This window comes from Achromobacter sp. 1011811831 (assembly GCF_059760905.1).
Map to the genome: position 1 here is coordinate 1 of NZ_JCBANG010000235.1, position 318 is coordinate 318.

A 318-nucleotide genomic window follows, 5' to 3' on the forward strand; every position below is an offset into this window, starting at 1 on the left:
GCGGCAACAACAGCTACACGGGCGCGACCACGGTATCAGCGGGCAGCCTGTATATCGACGGCGACCAGACGGCCGCGACCGGGGCCACCACCGTGACCGACGCCCGGCTGGGCGGCAAGGGCGTGATCGGCGGCGATGTGACGCTGGCGGGCAACAGTACGCTGTCGCCCGGCTCGAACGGCGCGGAGCCCGGCACGCTGACGATCAAGGGCAATCTGACGCTGGGCAGCGGCACCGCGCTGGATTACTCGTTCGGCGAGGTCAACGTGGCGGGCGGCGCGCTGAACGACCTGATCGTGGTGGACGGCGACGTGTCGC

General features: G+C 70.4%; 1 pseudogene. It reads left to right on the top strand.

Annotated elements, in window-relative coordinates:
* A pseudogene (locus tag AC6LJ9_RS30765) lies at window positions 1-318 on the top strand (hypothetical protein); the annotation flags it as partial.